The 547-nt window shown below is 68.4% G+C and carries 1 protein-coding gene; it reads right to left on the bottom strand.

The annotated features are described in order from the left end of the window. Positions 1 to 77: 77 nt before the first annotated feature. Positions 78 to 547, bottom strand: a 470-nt coding sequence (locus RISW2_RS25270) for a hypothetical protein (protein ID WP_043775944.1), incomplete at its 5' end; no start/stop codon positions are given.

The raw sequence follows: 547 nt of genomic DNA, 5'->3' as shown, positions 1-547 counted from the left end.
GCACCGACCCGACGGACGGCACGCAGCCGACGGACAGCACGGAAGTCACGGACCCGACGGACGGGGTCCAGCAGGGGCTACTTGATCCTGTCATCGGCGATGAGGGCCTGCTCGGCGATCTGACGGGCAATGACGGTCTGCTCGGCGACGTCACCGGGTCGGACGGACTGCTCGGAGATCTGGCCGGCCCCGAAAGTCCCCTGGGTGATGTCGCCGATGACCTTCTCGGTCAGCCGCTGCTCGGCGACGGTGAGGTCACGGACGAGATCGGGCTCGTGGACGGCCTCATCTCCGACGAGGGCCTGCTGGGGGACATCACCGGAAACGGCGGGGTGCTCGGCGAATTGACCGGGTCTGAGGGCCTGCTCGGCGACCTTGTCGGAAATGACGGGCAGCTCGGTGACATCACCGGCAGCGACGGTCTTGTCGGTGATCTGACGGGAACCGGCACCTTGGGCAATGGCACGGGCGGATCCGCACCCGACGGAGACGAAGGCGGTGGCCTTCTCGACGGTGTCCTCGGGGACGAGGGCCTGGTGGGCGGCCT

The organism is Roseivivax isoporae LMG 25204 (genome assembly GCF_000521865.1).
In the GTDB taxonomy this organism is placed as follows: domain Bacteria; phylum Pseudomonadota; class Alphaproteobacteria; order Rhodobacterales; family Rhodobacteraceae; genus Roseivivax; species Roseivivax isoporae.
The sequence above is the reverse complement of the archived record's forward strand: the minus strand, read 5'-3'. Positions and strand labels throughout refer to the sequence as shown.